The 15844-nt window shown below is 63.9% G+C and carries 18 protein-coding genes and 2 pseudogenes; 8 read left to right on the forward strand and 12 right to left on the reverse strand.

Annotated elements, in window-relative coordinates; translation table 11 throughout:
* Window positions 1-8: 8 nt before the first annotated feature.
* A complete protein-coding gene (dnaG, locus tag ABIB00_RS18805) occupies window positions 9-2036 on the reverse strand; it encodes a DNA primase (protein ID WP_354105376.1) in 2028 nt (675 codons plus the stop codon).
* Window positions 2037-2368: 332 nt separating this feature from the next.
* On the opposite strand from dnaG, the gene ABIB00_RS18810 reads away from it, so the two are divergent.
* The 3 genes from ABIB00_RS18810 (at window position 2369) to ABIB00_RS18820 (ending at window position 3599) form a co-directional block, all read left to right on the forward strand.
* A complete protein-coding gene (locus ABIB00_RS18810) occupies window positions 2369-2695 on the forward strand; it encodes a BrnT family toxin (RefSeq protein ID WP_247339340.1) in 327 nt (108 codons plus the stop codon).
* Between the two features lie 34 nt (window positions 2696-2729).
* Window positions 2730-2951: a BrnA antitoxin family protein gene (locus tag ABIB00_RS18815; protein WP_456664613.1), complete on the forward strand. Its 222-nt coding sequence runs from the start codon at window positions 2730-2732 to the stop codon at window positions 2949-2951.
* A gap of 84 nt (window positions 2952-3035) precedes the next feature.
* Window positions 3036-3599, forward strand: coding sequence for a chlorite dismutase family protein (locus tag ABIB00_RS18820; RefSeq protein WP_247447596.1), 564 nt, complete (start codon window positions 3036-3038; stop codon window positions 3597-3599).
* Here the strand turns inward: ABIB00_RS18820 and ABIB00_RS18825 are convergent.
* Together ABIB00_RS18825 and ABIB00_RS18830 are read right to left on the reverse strand one after the other, a co-directional pair.
* On the reverse strand, window positions 3596-3958 hold the full coding sequence (locus ABIB00_RS18825; RefSeq protein WP_354105377.1) for a gamma-glutamylcyclotransferase family protein: 363 nt from the start codon (window positions 3956-3958) through the stop codon (window positions 3596-3598). The two genes, ABIB00_RS18820 and ABIB00_RS18825, sit on opposite strands and share 4 nt — an antisense overlap.
* Window positions 3959-4039: 81 nt before the next feature.
* Window positions 4040-4951, reverse strand: a complete 912-nt coding sequence (locus ABIB00_RS18830; RefSeq protein ID WP_354105378.1) for a transglutaminase family protein — start codon at window positions 4949-4951, stop codon at window positions 4040-4042.
* Window positions 4952-5043: 92 nt separating this feature from the next.
* Between ABIB00_RS18830 and ABIB00_RS18835 the strand changes: the two genes are divergently transcribed.
* A complete protein-coding gene (locus tag ABIB00_RS18835) occupies window positions 5044-5850 on the forward strand; it encodes an N-formylglutamate amidohydrolase (protein ID WP_354105379.1) in 807 nt (268 codons plus the stop codon).
* Window positions 5851-5931: 81 nt separating this feature from the next.
* Here ABIB00_RS18835 and ABIB00_RS18840 read toward each other — a convergent pair whose 3' ends face one another.
* From ABIB00_RS18840 to ABIB00_RS18850, 3 genes are read right to left on the reverse strand one after another with little or no spacing between them, the layout of a single operon-like run.
* The gene (locus ABIB00_RS18840) at window positions 5932-6552 is read right to left on the reverse strand and encodes a LysE family translocator (protein WP_247447600.1); all 621 of its coding nucleotides are present in this window, start codon (window positions 6550-6552) and stop codon (window positions 5932-5934) included.
* Window positions 6553-6597: 45 nt separating this feature from the next.
* Window positions 6598-7113 (reverse strand): hypothetical protein, encoded by a 516-nt coding sequence (locus ABIB00_RS18845; protein ID WP_354105380.1) that lies wholly within the window; start codon window positions 7111-7113, stop codon window positions 6598-6600.
* A gap of 29 nt (window positions 7114-7142) precedes the next feature.
* Entirely contained in the window at window positions 7143-8588 is a 1446-nt protein-coding gene (locus tag ABIB00_RS18850; protein ID WP_354105381.1) for an LVIVD repeat-containing protein, read from the reverse strand.
* A 116-nt stretch (window positions 8589-8704) separates the two neighbouring features.
* On the opposite strand from ABIB00_RS18850, the gene ABIB00_RS18855 reads away from it, so the two are divergent.
* Genes ABIB00_RS18855 through ABIB00_RS18865 form a run of 3 tightly spaced genes read left to right on the forward strand, consistent with a single transcriptional unit; the run spans window position 8705 to window position 9991 of the window.
* Window positions 8705-9019 carry an ArsR/SmtB family transcription factor gene (locus ABIB00_RS18855; RefSeq protein WP_354105382.1) on the forward strand — a complete coding sequence of 105 codons (315 nt, stop codon included), beginning with the start codon at window positions 8705-8707 and terminating at the stop codon, window positions 9017-9019.
* Window positions 9012-9482: an SRPBCC family protein gene (locus ABIB00_RS18860; protein ID WP_354105383.1), complete on the forward strand. Its 471-nt coding sequence runs from the start codon at window positions 9012-9014 to the stop codon at window positions 9480-9482. The genes ABIB00_RS18855 and ABIB00_RS18860 overlap by 8 nt, the downstream gene beginning before the upstream one ends.
* Window positions 9479-9991, forward strand: a complete 513-nt coding sequence (locus ABIB00_RS18865; protein WP_354105384.1) for an SRPBCC family protein — start codon at window positions 9479-9481, stop codon at window positions 9989-9991. The genes ABIB00_RS18860 and ABIB00_RS18865 overlap by 4 nt, the downstream gene beginning before the upstream one ends.
* An 18-nt stretch (window positions 9992-10009) precedes the next feature.
* Here ABIB00_RS18865 and ABIB00_RS18870 read toward each other — a convergent pair whose 3' ends face one another.
* Window positions 10010-10306, reverse strand: coding sequence for a hypothetical protein (locus ABIB00_RS18870; RefSeq protein WP_346730916.1), 297 nt, complete (start codon window positions 10304-10306; stop codon window positions 10010-10012).
* Window positions 10307-10588: 282 nt separating this feature from the next.
* On the opposite strand from ABIB00_RS18870, the gene ABIB00_RS18875 reads away from it, so the two are divergent.
* A complete protein-coding gene (locus tag ABIB00_RS18875; protein WP_354052514.1) occupies window positions 10589-11395 on the forward strand; it encodes a transglutaminase-like domain-containing protein in 807 nt (268 codons plus the stop codon).
* A 54-nt stretch (window positions 11396-11449) separates the two neighbouring features.
* On the opposite strand, the pseudogene ABIB00_RS39100 reads toward ABIB00_RS18875, so the two are convergent.
* From ABIB00_RS39100 to ABIB00_RS18895, 5 genes and pseudogenes are all read right to left on the reverse strand, one after another.
* A pseudogene (locus tag ABIB00_RS39100) lies at window positions 11450-11659 on the reverse strand (hypothetical protein); the annotation flags it as partial.
* Between the two features lie 128 nt (window positions 11660-11787).
* A complete protein-coding gene (locus ABIB00_RS18880; RefSeq protein ID WP_354105385.1) occupies window positions 11788-13398 on the reverse strand; it encodes an acyl-CoA synthetase in 1611 nt (536 codons plus the stop codon).
* 10 nt (window positions 13399-13408) lie between these two features.
* Window positions 13409-14548, reverse strand: coding sequence for an epoxide hydrolase family protein (locus tag ABIB00_RS18885; RefSeq protein WP_354105386.1), 1140 nt, complete (start codon window positions 14546-14548; stop codon window positions 13409-13411).
* Window positions 14549-14611: 63 nt separating this feature from the next.
* A complete protein-coding gene (locus ABIB00_RS18890; protein ID WP_247339316.1) occupies window positions 14612-15067 on the reverse strand; it encodes a GatB/YqeY domain-containing protein in 456 nt (151 codons plus the stop codon).
* 33 nt (window positions 15068-15100) lie between these two features.
* Window positions 15101-15841 (reverse strand): annotated as a pseudogene (locus tag ABIB00_RS18895) (alpha/beta fold hydrolase); the annotation flags it as partial.
* Window positions 15842-15844 lie beyond the last annotated feature (3 nt).

Consider the following 15844-nt stretch of genomic DNA (forward strand, 5'->3'; position numbering starts at 1 on the left):
TTCTTTCATCACACGCTCTTCTGGAACCGGCCCGACAGCTCGCCAAAACCCTCGATCAGGGCTTCGGTGCCGTCGACTTCGCCTATCCGAGCCTTGACGTCACGCAGCCACGCCATACTGGCCTCGCTGGAATCCTCCCCCAGGGCCAGCTCGGCGTCTTTCAGCTCTCTAAGTAGTGAATGCCACTGCCGATGCAAGGCAACCAGCTGGTGCCAGGTGGAGAGAACGTCGTCCCGTGCGGCGCCCTCGCGGGCGCCCCACACCGCCGCGGTCGTGATGCTGCCATCAACCTTTTGAATAACCTGCGAAAATCCGCCCTTCTCGAGGTCGCCGCGCATCTTTTCGGCCTGCTCGCCGGGGTCCGGCGAGTGGTGATGGTCGTTGGCAAAGGCGGCGATGATGCCGGCCCTGAGCTTATGGGCCTCGGGATGGGCGAATTCCAGGGCCGCGACCTCTTCGAGATGGTCGTGCAGCAGCCAGGGGTGGTTGATCAGGCTCTGCAGGATCAGGGCTTCCCGGCGCGAGATGGCGCTGCGCTGGCTGCGCATGATCGGGCTTGACGCCAGCTGGGCGCTCGCCGCCTGGTAGGGCCCGGAGGGCAGCTGGATGGGACCGGGCGGGCCTCGGCGGCCTCCACCAAATCCTTGGCCACCAAATCCCTGGCCGCCGAATCGATTCGCGCTTCCGCCACCGCGGGGCTGGAACTGGCGACCGCCGGGGCCGGGGCGGAAATTGCCACGGCCGCCAAAGCCGCCGCGTCCGCCGTCGGGGGCAAAGGCGCGCTGGAGCCGCTCGGCAAGATCCTGCCGATAATAGCGCCGCACCACCTCGTCGCGGATGCCGTTGGAGAGATCCTTGATGCGCGCTTCCAGCGCGGCGCGGCGCTCGGGCGTTGCGAAATTGCCGCCTTCGAGCTCGCGCGACCAGATCATCTCGGCGAGCGGACGCGCCGCCGCGATCACCTCCTCGATCGCGCCGCGGCCGCCGGAGCGCACGAGATCGTCGGGGTCCTGCCCTTCCGGCAGCAGCGCGAACCGCAGGCTCTTGCCCGGTGCGAGGAATGGCAAGGCAAGATCCGCCGCACGATAAGCCGCCTTCTGGCCGGCGCGGTCGCCGTCGAAGCAGAGGATCGGCTCGTCCGCCATCTTCCAGAGCAGCGCGAGCTGGTTTTCCGTGAGCGCGGTGCCGAGCGGCGCCACGCTGCCGGCAAAGCCCGCCGTGACCATGGCGATGACGTCGACATAGCCCTCGACCACGACCAGGGCGCTGCCGTCATGGGTGGCTTTGCGCGCCGTCTGGTGGTTGTAGAGATTGTCGCCCTTGTGGAAGAGCGGTGTCTCCGGCGAGTTCAGATATTTGGCCGGAACGTCCTTCTCCAGCGCGCGCCCGCCGAAGGCGATGACGCGGCCGCGCAGATCCGTGATCGGAAACATCACGCGATCGCGGAAGCGGTCATAGGGCACCGGGATGTCGTCGCCGGCCACCAGCATGCCGGCCTCGACCATGTCGTCGACGGAGACGCCGAGCTTGCCGAGATGCTCCTTCAGCGCAAAGCGATCGGGTGACGCATAGCCCAGCCGAAACTGCAATTGCGTCGCGGGCGAGATCGCACGGTCGGCGAGATAGCCGCGCCCCTTGGCGCCGGCACGTGAGGCCAGCGTCTCGGCATAGAACTTTGCCGCGAGATCCATCACGTCATGCAGCGACTTCCGCCGCTGCTCGTGCCTGGCAGCATCGGGCGTCACCGCCGGCAGCGGCAGGCCCGCCATGTTGGCGAGCCGCTCCACGGCCTCGGCAAACGGCAGGCCGTCGGTCTCCATCACGAAGCTGATGATGTCGCCGTGCTTGCCGGAGGAGAAGTCATGGTAAAAACCCTTCTGGTCGTTGACGAAAAACGACGGCGACTTCTCCTGCTGGAACGGCGACAGCCCCTTCCACTCCCGCCCGGCCTTCTTCAGCTTGACGCGCTTGCCCACGACTTCGGAGACCGAAAGCCGGGCACGCAGCTCGTCGAGGAATTGGGGCGTGAAGCGCATGGGCTCTGGGTCTAGCGCGAATCAGCATGAGTCAGGGTGAAGGATCAGGGATATAGGTGCGACAGGGCTAGAAGTCAGGTTTCTCCGGGTTATGCAGGTTATTCGACCTATGCACAGGGCAGAAAATCTCTCACGCGAAGGAATGCCCACCCGGAACCCTAGACTGCTCTCGACGAGCAAACAGATTTTGGCTTTTCCAGTGGAATCCGAAATCGTTGACATCCGACGATTACGTTTGTATATACAGAAAACGATGAAGTCGCGGCTACGGCTTCAGACGTCATAGCAAACCTCATGCGCGGCAAGATGCGGTGTCATTTGGATGATTTGCCATGACGGAAGACTTGCAGCTGCTGTTCGCAGGCGTTCGCGACTTTGGATGGGATCCGAAGAAGCGCGCGTCCAACCTGCGGATTCACGGAATCGACTTCGAGGACGCGCGCGGAATTCTCGACGGCTACACCTTCATCCGCCGGTCGGATCGCAATGACGAAGTCAGGTACCAAATCTTCGGTTACGTCGCCGGGCGGGAAGTCGCGGCAGTCTGCGCGATCCGCGGGGCGGTCTGCCGGTTCATCTCGGTCCGGCGCGCGCGCGAAGACGAACGAAAGAAATATTATAACCGTTTCAAGGGACTTCCCAAGGAAGGGCAAGACTGACTGGGCCCGCGTCGACGCACTGACCGACGAGGACATCGCCAAGGCCGTCGCCAATGATCCCGACGCAGCGCCGATTGACATCGATTGGTCGGATGCCGTGCTGGTGATACCGCCGAAAAAAAAGGCCATCTCCATCCGCGTCGACGAGGATGTGCTCGACTTCTTCAAGCGCGATGGCGAGGGCTATCAGCGGCGCATGAATGCGGTGCTGCGCTCCTACATGGAACAGAAGTCGAAGCCGAAGAAGCGGGCCTGATCCGAGTAAATCCCGTAGAGATAAATCCCGTAGAGATAATGACGAGCCACTTGAACCCGACCCGGTTCCACGCTTCCATGGGCCATGTTCAGGACCTTTCGAGGCGGCCAGAGCGGGGGTTGGCGCATCACCTCGATTTCGCCCGTGACGGGCGAGCCCCTCGCCTTCATGCCGGCGCTGTCGGTCACCGACAGCGAGGCCATCTCGTTGCCGCTGGTGCCCTCGCGCAATGCCTGGCGGCTGGTCGGCGTCGCGAGCACGCTGCGCTACACCGAGCGCGCCGAACAGCAGCAGCTCACGTCCGTGCAGGCCGGCCTCGGCCGCCTGGAAGCAACCAGCGCGGCGCTGATCCCGATCCGCAAGTCGCAGGCCTGGTGGGAGTTGACCCAGGAAGAGCGCCGCAGGATCTTCGAAGACAAATCGCACCACATCGCGAGCAGCCTGCGCTTCCTGCCTGCGATTGCGCGGCAGCTCTATCACAGCCGCGACCTCGGCGAGCCCTTCGATTTCCTGACCTGGTTCGAATTCGCGCCCGCGCACGCCTCGCTGTTCGAGGAGCTGGTGGCGATGCTCAGGCGAACCGAGGAGTGGACCTATGTCGAGCGCGAGGTGGACGTGCGCGCGGTGAAGGAAGTGCTGTCGGCTTAGTGTTGAAGAAAACGACCGGTCTCGATGCGCGGCAGATCGGTGACCGGCCAGTTGTAGATGTAGGTCCAGGCCGGTGCAGTCGCGCCGTCCGCGCCTGTCACCTCGACCAGCTTGCGCAGATATTCGGTCGGCTCAGGAAAGCCCTCGCCGCAGGCCTCGTACATGTCGAGCTCGCTCAACAGCTCGTCGGGCACGTGAAGGCGAAAGAGCTCGCCGTGCACGATGTCCGAGGCCGCATCCGACAGCAACAGCCCAGGATAATGCTTCACCAGGATGAGCCGGCCGCGGCAGGTCGCTTCACTCAGGAAATCCGCGTGGCCCGCAAGCAGCCGCGCCATCGGATGGTCGAAGCCGCGCATCAGCGTGCCGTAAACGAAAAGACGATCGGAGGTCGTGGCCTTCTATAACCGTCAATCAGCGGCATGCAAATCGCAGCAGATCTACGAAACTTCCGCCTTCAGCTCCCGGCCGCTGCGCTGCTCGTCCGACACCACCCTGATGTTCACTTCCATGACGTCGAAGGCGTCCTGCGAGCCAATATAGGTGCCGTGCAGCGGGATCGCCTGGCGCGGGTCGCGGGCGACCGCAACGCGGATGAGGTCGCGGGTGCCGACGATGCCGTTGGTCGGATCGAACTCGATCCAGCCCGCGGTCGGCAGATAGACCTGCACCCAGGCATGCGTCGAGCCGCCGCCGACATGACGTTGCGCGATGTTTTCAGGCACGAAGATGTAGCCGGAAACGAAGCGCGCGGCGATGCCGAGCCGGCGCAGCGCCTCGATCATGAACAGCGCATAATCGCGACAGGTGCCGGTGCCGGACTGCAAGGTGTCGAGCGGATGCTGGGTGCCGGGCTCGTGGCGCTTGCGGTACTTGAACTGCTTGCGGATGGCGTGCGTCATGCCGCTCAGGATCTTGAAGGTCGGCGTCGGCGCGTCCTCGTCGAGAAAGCCGCGCGCCCATTCCGAGAGCTCGCCATCGGGATCGGCATAGTGCGGCGTCGTGTACTGGACCAGATCGGGATATTCCTCGTCGTCATAGACAAACGGGTAGAAGTAGGCCGCATCGTCCGCCGTCAGCGCGAACTCCTCCACCGGATTGTGTTCGACGGTGACGGACCAATCGAAGGTCAGGCAATCCGTGCGCTCGTCGAAATCGGCGATCGCGACCGAATTGCCGAACACGTCGTGGATCCAGCGCAGCGACATCGGCTCCGGCGAAATCTCGAGCTGAGAATCGAGCACGCGCAGATCGTGCCCGTCGCGCGGACGCAGCATGATCCTGTGCTCGCCGAACGCCACCGGGCGCTTGTAGCGATATTTGGTCTTGTGATGAATCGTCAGCAGCGGCATCGTCAGGCAATCATGGTGATGTCAGGCGGACCAATCTATAGCGATTCTCGTCCGATTTTTCGGGGTGACTGCTTTTTCCATAGGCAACCTGGATGGCTTTAGACACAATCAACGCGACCGATCAACTCCTCGGCGGGGGTGACATTCCGCCAGTGCATGAGGTGAATGCGCAAGCGACATCGCCCTTTTTGCTCACTTCGGATCACTACGGACGGATTTTGCCGCGCGCGCTCGGCGACCTCGGCGTCACTGAGGCCGAGCTGACGCGGCACATCGCCTGGGACATCGGCATCGCCGGCGTCGCCGATCGGCTGGCAAAAATGCTCGACGCACATCTGATCGCGCAGCGCTATTCGCGGCTGGTGATCGATTGCAACCGCCCGCCAGCCGCCGTCAGCTCGATCCCCGTCATTTCCGAAGCGACCGCGATTCCGCGCAACGAAGGCATCTCCGAGGGCGAGCGCGCCGCGAGGCACCGCGAGATTTTTGAGCCCTATCATCACCGTATCGATGCCGCGATCGACCGCCGCCTGCACGACAAGCGGCCGACGGTGCTGGTGTCGCTGCACAGCTTCACGCCGGTCTATGCCGGCGTCGCCCGTCCCTGGCACATCGGCGCGCTGTATAATCGCGACACCGTGCTGCCGCATCTGCTGCTCAGGCACCTGCGCAGCCAGGGCGATCTCGTCGTCGGCGACAACGAGCCCTATGCAGTGAGCGACCTCACCGACTACACCATCCCTGTTCACGGCGAGGCCCGCGGCCTCGTCAACACCGGCATCGAGATCCGCCAGGACCTCATTGCCGACCAATCCGGCCAGCAACAATGGGCCGAGCGGCTGGCAAGGATTTTTGCGGAGATCGAGGTGGAGCTGAGGGCGGAGCGGCTGGTCGATTAGCCCCGCGTCGCAACGATATCCTCGCCGATCGAGATGCGTATCGCCGCCGCAAAGGGTTCAGGGCCAACCGGCCCGATGGAGCTATTTCGCCCTGGTCAGCGCCAGCCAGATGCCGCCGCCGATCATGAGGCCGCCGGAGACGCGCGACATCAGCCGCGTGCGGCGGGCCGAGAAGAATTTCCGGGCGCGCCCGGCCGCGATGGCGTAGAGCGCATCCGTCATCGCAGCGGTGACCATGAAAGTCGCCCCCAACAGCGCGACCTGCGGGAAGTGGTCGCGGTTCATGTCCATGAACTGAGGAATGAAGGCGCCGAAGAAGATCAGCACCTTTGGGTTCGACAACAGCACCAGGAAACCTTGCAGGAAGAACCCGCCGCGCGGCGGCGCCGGCGGCTGGTCGACATTGACGCCCTCGACCGGCGCCCAGATCAGCTTGACGCCGAGCCAGATCAGATAGGCGGCACCGGCAAAGCGAACCCAGTCGAACCAGTAACCCATGGTCGCCATCAGCGAGGTCAGGCCGACCGCGACGATCCCGATGACGATGGCGAGGCCTACTTGCGCGCCGGCGACATTGGTCAGCGCCGCACGCGTGCCGTGGCGCAGGCCATTGGCGATGACGAGGGTGACGATGGGACCCGGCAGCAGCGCCAGCGCAATGCAGGCGGCGACGAAGGCGAAATAGGCTTGCATGGACATCATGGGGAGGACTCGCTGAGGGCAGTTTGCGGCATTAATGCATGGCACTCACTTTCCGTCCAGCGCCGCCATCACCCACGTCTTGATCTCCTGGGTTTCGAGGAACGCGAGTGCCGCGCGCTGCATCACGCCTGCTTCCCCACGTCCCTGCGTCGCTGCAACGAAAAGATCGCAGCGCCGCGAGACGGCGATGCCGATCGCGGCATGACGAGCGCCGTCGGGCATATCCAGATCGTAGCGCCTGGCACGGCCGTGCATCGCTCCGACGCCCACTTCCTCACCCGGCGCGACGGCCGCAAAGCGCGGACTGATCAGATCGATATCGGCGACACGATCCACCTCGTCGTCGTCAGCGACACCGCGGTCGCAATTGCAGAAGCCGCGTTTCGCGCGCAGGTACAGCTCAGCGCCGGCGCAGGCGCCATCGCAACGAAACGCGCGGCCGGCGGACCAGCCGTCGTGGGGGAACGGCCAGGCGATCTCGCGCCAGCGCGCTGTCTGTTCCGCCGGTGCCGGCGCGAGCTGATAGGCCCCGACACCAGACGCGCCGAGCGCAAACACCACAGCTGCGATCGCCGCCCCGCGCCGCATCGTCAGGTCTTCGGCAGACCGGCCGCCGCGCGCGCCGGTCCGGTCAGTTCGAGAATGTGCAGGCCGGTATTGGCGCGATCGACGATGTAGACGTAGCCACGATCATCGGTCTCGACATTGTTGGTCTGGATCGCGACCTTGCAGCGTTCGCCGCCCTCGATCGGGATGCAGCGTTTGTCGGTCGCGCTCGTGATCGACGGAATGAAGTAACCGACTTCCTTTGGATGATAGGGATCGCGGATGTCGAGCGCGCGCACCCCGGCATTGAAGAAGGCGATGAAGGCCATCTTCTTGTAATAGACCGGCGCCATGCTCTCGTTCGCCGAATGCGAGCCGAAGCGCCCGCCGCGCCGGCAGAACTGTCCGCTCGCCTCCGGCACGGTGTAGCTCGAGATCATCATCGGCCGCGTCTCGGTGGTGACGTCGGCGAACCACACCATCTGCCGCGCCTCGCCGCATTCATTCAAAATCGCCTCGTCCACGATCATGACGATGTCGCGGGTCTTGCCGTCCTTGTCCTCGGCAAATTCCGCGACGGGCATGTCGAGCATCGGAAACGTGGTATGCGCGCCGTTGAAGGCGGACATCGGCATGCGCGAAATCTCGGGAAAGCGCAGATTGTCCGGCGTCGGCTCCTTCGGCCCGTTCAAAAGCTTGTCGCGATCGACGATCTGCAGGATGCCGCCCTTGTTGGTGCCGTAGCCGAAATAGACGCGATTGCCCTGCGGCCCCGTCGAAATCGGCCCGTGCAATTCAGTGGGCACCGCGCCGGTCGAACCGGGCTCCTGACCGGGCAAGCCAAAATCCCTGATCTTCTGCGGATGCGCGGGATCGCTGAGATCATAGACCTGCGTCATGCGCCGCGTGCGCCAGTCCGGCGCGCCCGAGACGAGGAAGGCAATGCCGGTGTCGCACTCCCACCAGCTCTTGTGCGTGTCCTTCAGGCCGTCGATGCGCGTGACGAGCACCGGGCTTGCGGGATCGGCGACGTTCCAGATCTCATGCGCCTGGCTGCCGAAGGTGCGCAGCATGTAGACGGCGTTGGGATCGCCCTTCGGCAACGACTTGCCGTCGCAGATGCGCACCATTTGCGCGCCGCCGGATTCATACTTGCCTTCCTGTCCCGGCAGGTGCCGCAAATATTTCGGGCGCGCGGGATCGGTGACGTCGACGATCGAGGTGCCGTTCGGTTCGGCCTGCCCGGTCATCGGATTGACGGGAGCGGGCACATCGTCGGTGCCGCCGTGATGGCCGATATAGGCGATCCAGCGGTCGCCCTGGTGATGGATGGTCGGCTGATAGGCGCTACGCGCCTGGAGGTCGCTCGCACCGACCAGCTTCATGTTGGAAGCTTCGGGCGGCGCGCCGATGGTCTGCTTCTGCGCATGTGCCGCGGTGCTGCAGGCGAAAAGGACGAGGCCTGCGGCAGTCAAGACGCAACGGAACATCAAAGTCCTCCCGGAACCAATCTACGTTGGCTGAGATTTAATTCTAGCACAGCCATTTGCGCGCGCCAAAGACATCATCTTGACATGCAACTATTTGGTTGCCTATTATCCCCGCCATGGATGACGTCTTCAAAGCGCTCGCCGATGCGTCACGACGGTCGCTGCTCGACAGGCTTCACGCCAGGAACGGCCAGACGCTGAACGAGCTCTGCGAAGACCTCGCGATGACGCGCCAGGCCGTGACCAAGCACCTTGTGATTCTGGAAGAGGCCAATCTGGTCACGACCATCAGGCATGGCCGCGAGAAGCTGCACTATCTCAATCCGGTGCCGATCCATCAGATCGGCGAACGCTGGATCAAAAAATTCGAGCGCGGCAAGCTCGCCGTGCTGAGCGAGTTGAAACGCCAGTTGGAGAAGCGCGATGAGTAAGCCGCAATTCGTCTATGTCACCTACATCGAGACCACTCCGGAGACACTGTGGGAGGCGCTGACGTCGAGCGAATTCACGAGGCAGTACTGGTTCGGCGCCGAGGTGCAGTCGGACTGGAAGGTCGGTTTCCCCTTCGCGCTCCTGCTGGAGGGCGAGACCACCGATTCCGGCGAGATCCTCGAGGCTGATCCGCCGCGGCGACTGTCCTACAGCTTTAAGCACCAGAAATACGAGGAGCTGCGCGGTGAGCCGATATCCCGCGTCGTGTTCACGCTCGAGCCGTTCGGCTCGCTCGTCCGTTTGACCGTGCTGCATGACGGATTCATCGAAGGCGGGAAGTATCTCGGGGCCGTCTCCAATGGCTGGCCGGCGATCCTATCCGGGCTCAAAAGCCTGCTGGAAAGAGGCAAAGTGCTCGCCATTCCGCGCGCAGCCCTCAACAAGGGATTCGATGCAAAATGAACCTTGACCAATTCAAGCCGCTCACCGTCTACACCATCTACATTGCCTCGACGCCGGAAAAGGTGTGGGAAGCACTGACTTCGGCCGAGTTCAGCATGCAGTACTTCTTCGGCAATGCCGTGGAGGTCGAGTCGCGACTTGGCGGCGCGTTCATCGTTCGCACGCCCGATGGCGCCCTGCACATCAGCGGCGAGGTGCTCGCATACGATCCGCCGCGAAAGCTCTCGGTCACCTTCAACGTCAATTGGCCCGAGCTGATCGAAAAGCTCGGACCGACCCTGGTCACCTACGAGATCGAACCGGTCGGCGAAGCCGTTCGCCTCACGATGAGCGAAGGCCACGACCGTCCGCTCAGCGACGACATCCTCTCCGGCGGCCGCACCGGCTGGCCCGCAATCCTGTCGGGGCTGAAGAGCCTGCTGGAAACGGGCAAGGCGCCGCAGATCAAGACGGCGCCGCCGGTGCAGATGCTGGAAGCGTTGAAGGCGATGGGGATCAAGACACCGTAGCGGGCGGGCTCTGCGCCCTCATCGCTTCTTCTTCACCGCCGGCGGATTGATCTCGTCGATCTTGCGATTGCAATCCGCTTCCGAGTCGTGCGGTCCCGAGACAAAGGTCCCGCTGACCTTGATCGCGTACCAGCCCGACTCTACGCCGAGCCGAAGCGCTTCTTCTGTCTTGACGTGCCGTGGGGAGAACGTTTGCATCAGGGGTGCTTTCGGTTGGCGTTCGATCTCATGATCGAATCGCGGTGGAACCTTCAGGCGTCCGCGGCATGAGCCTGCCGCGTCCAGCTCACCCGCTGGAATGGGCAGTATGCGCAACGACCGCTGTTATGACGTCGGCGACGAGTCGACTTTACCGGTGCGAGGGAGTGAGGCGCTTCACGTCGCGCGCGAATAGTCGTGGCGCTGCGTATGCGCAGAGAAGACAGGCCTTTCCGACATTCCCGCACCGTGCGCGCAATCGCTGCAATTAGCTATCGCTTTCTCGCCCGCGCCGCGCTTTTGGAGCGCCAAATGCCGCTTTCGATCCAATAAGCGGTCGAAAGCCTTGTGTGCGACCGCTCAGTAGCCATGTTGGGAGCTTAGCCAAGGGAAAAACGTATGAAGCTCCGCGTCGGGTTTGAGATGCTGTACGAATTCCCGCAGCCCACGCCTATGCTCATGGTGTTGGGCACGCACTTCACGCGCGCCTCCGATGTCATCGTGCCCGACCTGCTGACCACCAGACCCTCGGTGGCGATCAGTCCCTATCGTGACCTCTTCGGCAATTGGTGCAGCCGCATCGTGGCGCCGGCCGGCGCCTTTCGCCTTGCCGGCGACGGCGTCGTGAGCGACAGCGGCCTGCCCGACCCGGTGTTTCCGAACGCGTCTCAGCACGCCGTCGAAGCGCTGCCGGCCGACACGCTGGTCTATCTGCTCGGCAGTCGCTACTGCGAGACCGATCGCCTGTCGGATATCGCATGGAAATTGTTCGAGCACACGCCGCCTGGCTGGGCGCGGGTCCAGGCCATCTGCGATTTCGTTCACCGTCACATCGCTTTCGGCTATGAACACGCGCGCGCAACCAAGTCGGCGCGGGAAGCCTACGACGAAGGCAAGGGTGTGTGCCGCGACTATGCGCATCTTGCCATCACGTTCTGCCGCTGCATGAACATCCCGGCGCGCTACTGCACCGGCTATCTCAGCGACATCGGCACGCCGAAGCCCTGGGCCGTGGGAGATTTCGCCGGCTGGTTCGAGGCTTATCTCGGTGGAAGCTGGCACATGTTCGATCCGCGCAACAATACGCCGCGGATCGGCCGCGTGCTGATCGCACAAGGACGCGACGCCGCGGACGTCCCGATCACCCAGACATTCGGTCCGAATACCCTGCTCAATTTCAAGGTATGGACCGACGAGGTTGCCTGATGACCGGCAGCAGCGCCGCCCTCAGCGCCGATGAATTTGCATCATTGGCCGAGATTAACTCGAACCGACCTCATCCGGCGCTCGCCGCCTAGCAACGGGCGAATAGCTCGCTGCCATTGCGTCCGGCTCCTGTTCCGCCACCGGCACCCGATCCGCCGATAAAGATGCCAGTTCGCGTGCCCGAGCACGGGCAGCGTCGCCACCGGGGCCCAAGAAATACGGCAGCGCCGAGACGATCAGCAGCATCACGATGACGGCGGCCCAAATCCGGTCAAGGCGCCCGACGGGGTCGGCAACGCCTTCATCCTGACCAAGCCGTTCCGGGGACGAGACCTCGCAGCGATGCTGCGGTCAGCGCTGTCGGCGCCGTCGCGATGAGATGACGACGTGCTCTACCCGAGCGCCCGCAGTTCGCGCCGCAGCACCTTTCCGGTCGCCGTCATCGGCAGTGTCTCCGCGAACTCCACGAAGCGCGGGTATTCGTGGGCGGCGAGCTGCACCTTGACGAACTCCTGGATCTCGCGCGCGAGCGCATCGCTGGCGGCAAAGCCCGGGCGCAGCACGATCCAGGCCTTGATCGATTCGGTGCGGATCGGATCGGGAATGCCGACCACCGCTGCCATCGCCACCGCCCGGTGCTTCATCAGCGTGTGCTCGATCTCGGACGGGCCGACACGATAGCCGGCGGTCGTGATGACGTCGTCCTCGCGGCTGACGTACCAGAAGTAACCGTCCTCATCCTGGATGCCGAGATCGCCGGTGAGCAGGAACTCGCCGGCATATTTCTTCGCCGTCGCGTCCGGATTGCGCCAGTACTCGATCATCGTGCACGGGCACGGCTGGCGCACGCCGATGATGCCGCGCTGCCCCCTCGGCTGCTCCTCGCCTGTGTCGTTGACGATGCGAACATCGAAACCCGGCGTCGCCTTGCCCATCGAACCGGGGCGGATCGGAAACAGATTCGCGTTGCTGCCGATCACGAGATTGCATTCTGTCTGGCCAAACACCTCATGCGCGTCGATGCCAAAAGTCTCGCGCACCCAGCCGAGCAGCTCGCCGCCGAGGGATTCACCGCCGGTGAAGATGCTGCGCAGCTTGACACCGGAATGCGTCACGCCGGCCTGCCGCATCAGTTTTAGCGCAGTCGGCGGCAGGAAGACGTTGCGGACACCGAGATCGGCCATCATCTGCATCGCCGCCTGCGGCTCGAATTTTCGCGCGCGGTGACCGACCAGGGGAATGCCGTGATACCAGAACGCGAACAGGCCGTTGACGAGTCCACCGATCCAGGCCCAGTCCGCCGGCGTCCACATGAGATCGCCGGGGCGCGGCAGGAAGTTGTGGCACATCTCGACATTGGGGAGATGGCCGAGCACGACGCGATGCGCATGCAGCGCGCCCTTCGGATTGCCTGTCGTGCCCGAGGTATAGATGATCAGCGCGGGATCATCCGCAGACGTGTCCATCAGCGCGAAGTCGGGCGATGCGGCCTTGATCGAATCCCAGAACGATTTCGTGCCCGCGGCTGCGCGCTCGCCGACGACATAGACGTTCTTCAGGTCCGGCAGGCGGTCGCGAATCTTCGAAAGCTTCTCCCAGCCGCCCTCGTCCGTGACGATCGCCTTGGCCTGTGAATTCGAAAGCCGGAACTCCAGCGCGTCCTCGCCGAACAGTGCGAACAGCGGGATCGAGATCATCGCCGAACGGAATGCCGCCATGTGCGCGATCGGCAGCTCCAGCGATTGCGACAGGAACACCGCGACGCGGTCGCCGCGAGCAAGGCCATCCGCCTTCAGCACATTGGCGAAGCGACGCGACATCTCCGCGACCTCGTCGAAGGAGGTGCGCGTGGTGACGCCGTTCTCGTCGACATAGACCAGCGCGAGGCGGCCGGTGCCGTCGGCATGGCGATCGCAGCAGGCCTCCGCCATGTTGAAGCGCGCCGGGACGTCCCAGCGGAAGTTGCGATAGAGCTCGTCGTAGGTCGCGGCTTCAGTGAGCATGAACTTGATCCTACCTCACGGTCGCGAAGAACTTGCGGACCTCGCCGACGTACAGCTCCGGCTGCTCGAACGCAGCGAAATGGCCGCCCTTCTCCATCTCGCTCCAATGCGTGATGTTGTGGAAGTTCGGCTCCATCCAGCGCCGCACAGGCGTGATGATCTCCCTGGGGAAGACAGCGACGCCGGTCGGCACCTTGACGACCGGCGTGGTGCGGCGCTTGCCAAAACTTTCCCAATAGAGCCGCGCCGATGAGGTCGCCGTCTCCGTCGCCCAATAGAGCATGACATTGTCGAGCAGTTCGTCCCGGGTGAAGATGTTTTCGGGATGGCCGTTGCAATCGGTCCAGGCCCAGAATTTTTCCAGAATCCAGCCCGCCTGCCCGCTCGGCGAATCCGTCAAGCCGTAGCCGAGGGTCTGCGGCCGCGTCGATTGCTGCTTCGAATAGCCGGAGTCGAGATCGACGTAATGCTTGAGGCCGGCGAGCGCCCGCTTCTCCTCCGGTGTCGGCTCGCCATCGACCTTCGGCGCTGCGTTGAAGGCGAGCGTGATGTGAATGCCGGCGCAATGCTCGCCGTCCTGCATGCCAAGCGAGGTCGTCACCGCCGAGCCCCAGTCGCCGCCTTGCGCGCCATAGCGCGCGTAACCGAGCCGGTCCATCAGCTTGGCCCAGGTCGCGGCGATGCGGTCGACGCCCCAGCCGGTGGTCTTCGGCTTCGCGGAGAAGCCAAAACCCGGGAGCGACGGACAGATAACATGGAAGGCATCGGCGGGATTGCCGCCATGCGCGGCGGGATCGACCAGCGGCGCGATCACCTTCTGGAATTCGACGATCGAGCCGGGCCAGCCATGGGTGATGATCAGCGGCAGCGCCGCCGGCTCCTTCGAGCGCACATGCAGGAAATGGATGTCGAGCCCGTCGATGTCGGTGGTGAATTGCTCGAAGCGGTTGAGCTTTGCTTCGCGCGCGCGCCAATCATACTCGTTGGCCCAATAGGTGCAGATCTCCCGGATCCATTTCAGCGGCGCGCCCTGGCTCCAGTCGTCGACCAGCTCCGCCTCCGGCCAGCGCGTGCGCGCGAGGCGCGACTTGAGGTCGGTGAGGATGTCGTTGCTGATGGCGATGCGAAAGGGTTTTATGGCGCCGGTCATCGGTTGCCTCCCGAGTTTCTTTCGTCATTCCGGGCGCGCGAAGCGCGATCCCGGAATGACGGCTCAGCCCGTCAGCGCGGCCTTCACCAGACCGCTGGCCTTGCCGAAATCCATCTGGCCGGCGTACTTCGTCTTCAACACGGCGATCACCTTGCCCATGTCCTTCATGCCGGCCGCGCCGGTCTCGGCGATCGCGTCCGAGATCGCTTTCTTCACGTCGTCGTCCGACATCTGCTTCGGCAGATAGGCCGAGATCACCGCGATCTCCTCGCGCTCCTGCGCGGCGAGTTCGGCACGGCCGCCCTTCTCGTAGAGCTCGACCGATTCCTGGCGCTGCTTGATCATCTTCTGAAAAACGCCGAGCAGGTCTGCGTCCGACAGCGGCGGCTTGCCGTTGCCGCGCGCCTCGATGTCGGCGTTCTTGATGGTCGAGTTGACCATGCGCAGCGTGGACAGCTTGCGCTCTTCCTTGGCCTTCATGGCCTCCTTGACCGCATTGTTGATGTCATCGCGCAGCATGATCGTGCTCCCCTAGAATATCCGACGCCTGATCTAGGCCGTTCGCAGCCCTGAGACAACCGGGGTTCCCAGCCATTCGACCAGCGCTCGCACCGTTGCCTCAGGCTGCTCCGGCTGCGGCAGATGTCCGCAATTCGACAGGACCACGACCTTTGCGCCGGCAATGCCCTCCGCCATCTCTTTCGAGAACGCGTTGGGGATGGTGTTGTCGGCATCGCCCGTCAGCACCAGCGTCGGGCATTTGATCGTCGCAAGCGTCGGCCGTGAATCCACCCGCGCGATGATCGCGGTCTGCTGCCGCAGATAGCCTTCGACGCCGACATCCTCGCCCTGTTCATGCACGAGCTGACGAATGCCGGCATCGTCGCGGCGCGAGGGATGCACCAGTTCGGGAAACATCTCCTCGCGAGCCGCACGCAGCTCGCCGCGCTTGGCCCGCTCCATCAGGCCGCGTCGGCGCGTGGTCGCCTCCTCCGTGTCCGGCCGCGCCTGGGTGTTGATCAGCGCGAGCCTGGCCACCCGCTCGGGCGCCTGGCGCATGATCTCGAGCGCGACGTAGCCGCCCATCGAATGGCCGGCGAGCGCGAAGCGCGGCGGCGCCTCGCTCAGCACCCGACGGGCGATCGCGGCCATGCTGTCGTCACGGATATGGTTGGCGACCATCACCGGGCCGAACCGCCAGAGCGACGGGATCACCGGGGCATAGATCCGGGCCGAGGACGCCAATCCCGGAACCAGCACAATCGGGGTTGTCTGGTCCATTATTGCCTCCCAAGC

It is taken from the genome of Bradyrhizobium sp. LB14.3, from assembly GCF_040547985.1.
Classification (GTDB): Bacteria; Pseudomonadota; Alphaproteobacteria; order Rhizobiales; family Xanthobacteraceae; genus Bradyrhizobium.